Consider the following 5,054-nt stretch of genomic DNA (forward strand, 5'->3'; position numbering starts at 1 on the left):
CGCCGACATCGTCTCCAACTCGTGGGGCGGCGCCGAGGCCGACGAGACGCCGGACCTGGCCGCCGCCTACGACCAGGTGTTCAAGCTCGGCGCGGTCCAGGGCATCGGCTTCTACTTCTCCTCCGGCGACAACGGCGACGAGGTCGTCAACACCGGCCAGAAGCAGGTCGACACCCCGGCCAACTCGGCGTGGGTGACGGCGGTCGGCGGTACCTCGCTGGCGGTCGGCCGGGGCGACAAGTACCAGTTCGAGACCGGCTGGGGCACCGAGAAGGCCTCGCTGTCGGCCGACGGCAAGACCTGGACGAACTTCCCGGGCGCCTACACCTCGGGCGCGGGCGGCGGCACCAGCGCGACCGTGGCGGAGCCCTTCTACCAGAAGGGCCTCGTCCCGGACTACCTGACCAAGGCCAACAGCGACAAGGGCAACCGCGTCGTCCCGGACATCGCGGCGATAGCCGACCCGAACACCGGCTTCAAGGTCGGCCAGACCCAGACGCTGCCCGCGGGCGGCACCGCCTACCCCCCCCACCCCCCTTTCGCGCTGAAGGCGCTCGTCCTCAAACGCCGGACGGGCTGAAACGGACCGCCACATGACCCGTGTCGCCGCCATCGACTGCGGTACGAACTCGATCCGCCTCCTCGTCGCCGACGCCGACCCGGAGACGGGCGAACTCGTCGACCTGGACCGCCGGATGACCATCGTCCGCCTCGGCCAGGGCGTCGACCGTACGGGGCGGCTGGCCCCCGAGGCCCTGGAGCGGACCTTCGCGGCCTGCCGCGAGTACGCCGGGATCATCAAGGAGTACGGCGCCGAGCGGCTGCGCTTCGTCGCGACGTCCGCCTCGCGGGACGCGGAGAACAGGGACGAGTTCGTACGGGGCGTGCTGGACATCCTGGGTGTCGAGCCCGAGGTCATCTCGGGCGAGCAGGAAGCCGAGTTCTCCTTCACCGGCGCCACCAGGGAGCTGGCGGGGCGCGACGACCTCGCCAAGCCCTACCTCGTCGTGGACATCGGCGGCGGCTCGACCGAGTTCGTGGTCGGCGACGACCGGGTGCGCGGGGCCCGGTCCGTGGACATCGGCTGCGTACGGATGACGGAACGCCACCTCGTGCGCGACGGGGTGGTCGCCGACCCGCCGGGGGAGGAGCAGATCGCCGCCGTCCGGGCCGACATCGAGGCCGCTCTCGACCTCGCCGGACAGAGCGTGCCGCTGAGCGAGGCGCGCACCCTGGTCGGGCTCGCGGGGTCGGTCACCACGGTGTCGGCGATCGCCCAGAACCTGGCCGCGTACGACTCCGAGGCCATCCACCACTCCCGGGTCTCCTACGACCGCGTCCGCGAGATCACCGTGACCCTGCTGCGGTCCACGCACGCAGAGCGGGCGGCGATCCCGTCCATGCATCCGGGGCGAGTGGACGTGATCGGCGCGGGGGCACTGGTGCTGCTTTCGATCATGGAGCGGGTCGGGGCGTCGGAGGTCGTGGTGAGCGAGCACGACATCCTGGACGGCATCGCATGGTCGGTCGCGTGACCCTCGACTGAGCAGGTCGGATTACGCATGAGCGCACTTGGGGGGCTGTTTGCGGCCCCCTGGGGACGCCCTCCCGGGAAAGTTCGTGAAGTTCTTCACAAGGAATTCGGTCCGGTTGGGCGACGAACGTGGTCCGGAGCACCCTTTCGGGGGCTCACCTGGGGTGGGAGCGTGCTCGGGGGAGCGTTGCGGTGCTGTTTCCAGGGGGTGTTGCGGGGCTCTGGTCCAGCCGCTCCGGAGACCCGGAAGAGCAGTTCACGCGGCATTGACATCGGGGCGTACTGCCCGCTGGTACCCCTCCCGAGACGGGGTCCGCGGAACGCGGGCCGCGCAGTGTAACAGAGGGGCCGGACAAGCTTGTGAAGGGGCGCACGAGCGACCCCCCTGGACCGGGTGGATACTCGATGGCATGAGCACCACGGAGCGTCCCAGGATCCTCGTAGTAGGCGGTGGGTACGTAGGCCTGTACGCAGCTCGGCGCATCCTCAAGAAGATGCGCTACGGCGAGGCGACCGTCACGGTCGTCGACCCCCGGTCGTACATGACCTACCAGCCCTTCCTCCCCGAAACCGCCGCCGGCAGCATTTCGCCGCGCCACGTCGTCGTACCGCTGCGACGTGTGCTGCCCAAGGCGGAAGTTCTGACCGGTCGGGTCACCACCATCGACCAGGACCGCAAGGTCGCCACGATCGCCCCCCTCGTGGGTGAGGCGTACGAGCTGCCCTTCGACTACCTCGTCATCGCCATGGGCGCGGTCTCCCGCACCTTCCCGATCCCCGGCCTCGCCGAACAGGGCATCGGTATGAAGGGCATCGAGGAGGCCATCGGCCTGCGGAACCACGTCCTGGAGCAGCTGGACAAGGCTGACTCCACGACCGACGAGGAGATCCGCCGCAAGGCGCTCACCTTCGTCTTCGTCGGCGGTGGCTTCGCGGGTGCGGAGACCATCGGTGAGGTCGAGGACATGGCTCGCGACGCGGCGAAGTATTACACCAGCGTGTCCCGCGAGGACATGCGGTTCATTCTCGTCGACGCCGCCGACAAGATCCTTCCCGAGGTCGGTCCGAAGCTGGGCCAGTACGGCAAGGAGCACCTGGAGGGCCGCGGGGTCGAGGTCTACCTCTCGACGTCGATGGACTCGTGCGTCGACGGCCACGTCGTTTTGAAGAACGGCCTTGAGGTCGACTCCAGCACGATCGTGTGGACGGCCGGCGTCAAGCCCAACCCGGTGCTCTCCCGCTTCGGCCTGCCGCTGGGGCCGCGCGGTCACGTGGACGCGCAGCCGACGCTGCAGGTCACGGGTACGGACTATGTCTGGGCCGCGGGCGACAACGCCCAGGTGCCGGACGTGGCCGCCCGCAAGGCCGGCGTGGAGAACGCCTGGTGCCCGCCGAACGCGCAGCACGCGCTGCGGCAGGCGAAGGTGCTCGGCGACAACGTGGTCTCCGGTATGCGGGGCTTCCCGCAGAAGGACTACGCGCACTCCAACAAGGGCGCTGTCGCGGGTCTCGGCCTGCACAAGGGCGTCGCGATGATCGTCATGGGCAAGCTCAAGATCACGCTCAAGGGCCGGCTGGCCTGGTACATGCACCGTGGCTACCACGGTCTGGCGATGCCGACGTGGAACCGGAAGATCCGGGTGTTCGCGGACTGGACGCTGGCGATGTTCCTGAAGCGTGAGGTTGTGGCGCTGGGGGCGTTGGAGACTCCTCGTGAGGAGTTCTACGAGGCTGCGAAGCCGGCGCCGGTCGCTGCCGCGAAGAAGGCCCAGGAGAAGACAGAGGCCAAGGCCTCCTGACGTTCGCCTCCTCTGACCTCCGGTCACTGGATCACCCCTGAAGGGGCTGCTCGCCATCCGTGGTGCGGGCGGCCCCTTCAGGCGTTTTCTCGCCCCCGCCGCCCCTACCCGTCCCATCCCGTTCCTGGGGGCTGCGCCCCCAGACCCCCCTGCCGGCCCTGAAGGGGCCTTGTCCTCAAACGCCGGACGGGCTGGATGCGCGGGCCTGGGTTGGAGAGCGCCGGTCCACGCCCGTGAGGTGCGGTCTGGGGTGCGGAAGCAGTCAGGGTGGGTGGGAGAGGAGGTTCCGTCTCGTCCCCGTATCCCCTTTGCCCAGTTGTGATCAGCCCTGGGGACTGCGATCCCGGGCTGTTGGTGTTTGGGTGGTGTTGGACATTCTCGGTTGTGTCGTAACGGAGGTGTGCGCCATGCCCGGAGCCGCGTCGCGGCTGCAGAGCTTCGCCGAACAGTTGCTGGGGGTCCCGCTCCCGATGCGCATCCGCGCCTGGGACGGTTCGCAGGCCGGGCCGCCCGGCGCTCCCACACTGGTCGTCCGCAACCGCCGGGCCCTGCGCCGGCTGCTGTGGAAACCCGGCGAACTGGGACTGGCCCGGGCCTGGGTCGCCGGTGACCTGGGCATCGAGGGGGATTTCTACGCGGCCCTCGATCTGCTGTCCGGGCTCGTCTGGGAGCGTGGGGAGGACGCCCGGAGCCTCACCGAGATCCTGCGCGATCCCGAGGCGCGGGGCGCGGTGCGTGGGCTCGTCGGGATGGCCGGGCTTCCGGTCCCTCCCGCTCCGCCCCGTGAAGAGGTGACGCGGCGGCGCCGGCACCTCCACACCAAGCGCACCGACAAACGCGCCGTCAGCCACCACTACGACGTCGGCAACGACTTCTACGAACTCGTCCTGGGTCCGTCCATGGTGTACTCCTGCGCCTACTGGGATGCCTCCGGCACGCTTGAAGGCGCCCAGCGGGACAAGCTCGAACTCATCTGCCGCAAGCTCGCCCTGACGCCGGGGCGGCGGCTCCTCGACGTCGGCTGCGGCTGGGGCTCCCTCGCCGTCCATGCCGCCCGTGAGCACGGCGTCCGCGTCGTCGGGGTCACCCTCTCGCAGGAACAGGCCGCGTACGCCCGTAAGCGCGTCGCGGACGAGGGGCTCACGGACCGGGTCGAGATCCGGGTGCAGGACTACCGGGACGTCACCGACGGGCCCTTCGACGCCGTCTCGTCCGTGGGGATGGCCGAGCACGTGGGCAGCGACCAGTATCTGACGTACGCGCGCGATCTGTACGCCCTGCTCAAGCCCGGCGGCCGACTGCTCAACCACCAGATCGCCCGTCGGCCCCAGACCGACGAGGGCGCGTACAGCCTCGACGGGTTCATCGACGCGTATGTCTTTCCGGACGGCGAACTCGCGCCGGTCGGCACCACCGTCACCCAGCTCGAACGGGCCGGGTTCGAGGTGCGTGACGTCGAGTCGATCCGTGAGCACTACGCGCTGACCCTGCGTCGGTGGGTCGCCAATCTGGAGGCCGACTGGGAGCGGGCCCTGCGGCTCACCGGTCCGGGGCGGGCCCGTGTCTGGCGGCTGTACATGGCCGCCTCCGCCCTCGCCTTCGAACACAACCGCCTCGGCGTCAACCAGGTCCTCGCCGTGCGGGCCGCCGAGTCCGGTGCCTCCGGGCTGCCCCTGCGGGCCCGTACCTGGAACTGAGGCCGAGGGGGTAGCAGCGGCAGT

4 protein-coding genes are annotated in these 5,054 nt (G+C 69.9%); all 4 read left to right on the forward strand.

Going from position 1 to position 5,054, the window contains the following annotated elements; translation table 11 throughout:
* On the forward strand, positions 1–580 hold a 580-nt coding region (locus STRTUCAR8_RS39190), incomplete at its 5' end, for a S8 family serine peptidase (RefSeq protein ID WP_006381915.1).
* Positions 581–593: 13 nt separating this feature from the next.
* Positions 594–1,535 carry a Ppx/GppA phosphatase family protein gene (locus STRTUCAR8_RS39195; protein ID WP_006381918.1) on the forward strand — a complete coding sequence of 314 codons (942 nt, stop codon included), beginning with the start codon at positions 594–596 and terminating at the stop codon, positions 1,533–1,535.
* A 409-nt stretch (positions 1,536–1,944) separates the two neighbouring features.
* Positions 1,945–3,333 carry an NAD(P)/FAD-dependent oxidoreductase gene (locus STRTUCAR8_RS39200; protein ID WP_006381919.1) on the forward strand — a complete coding sequence of 463 codons (1,389 nt, stop codon included), beginning with the start codon at positions 1,945–1,947 and terminating at the stop codon, positions 3,331–3,333.
* Between the two features lie 407 nt (positions 3,334–3,740).
* The gene (locus STRTUCAR8_RS39205; RefSeq protein WP_006381917.1) at positions 3,741–5,030 is read left to right on the forward strand and encodes an SAM-dependent methyltransferase; all 1,290 of its coding nucleotides are present in this window, start codon (positions 3,741–3,743) and stop codon (positions 5,028–5,030) included.
* The last annotated feature ends 24 nt before the right edge of the window (positions 5,031–5,054 follow it).

The organism is Streptomyces turgidiscabies Car8, assembly GCF_000331005.1.
Classification (GTDB): Bacteria; Actinomycetota; Actinomycetes; order Streptomycetales; family Streptomycetaceae; genus Streptomyces; species Streptomyces turgidiscabies.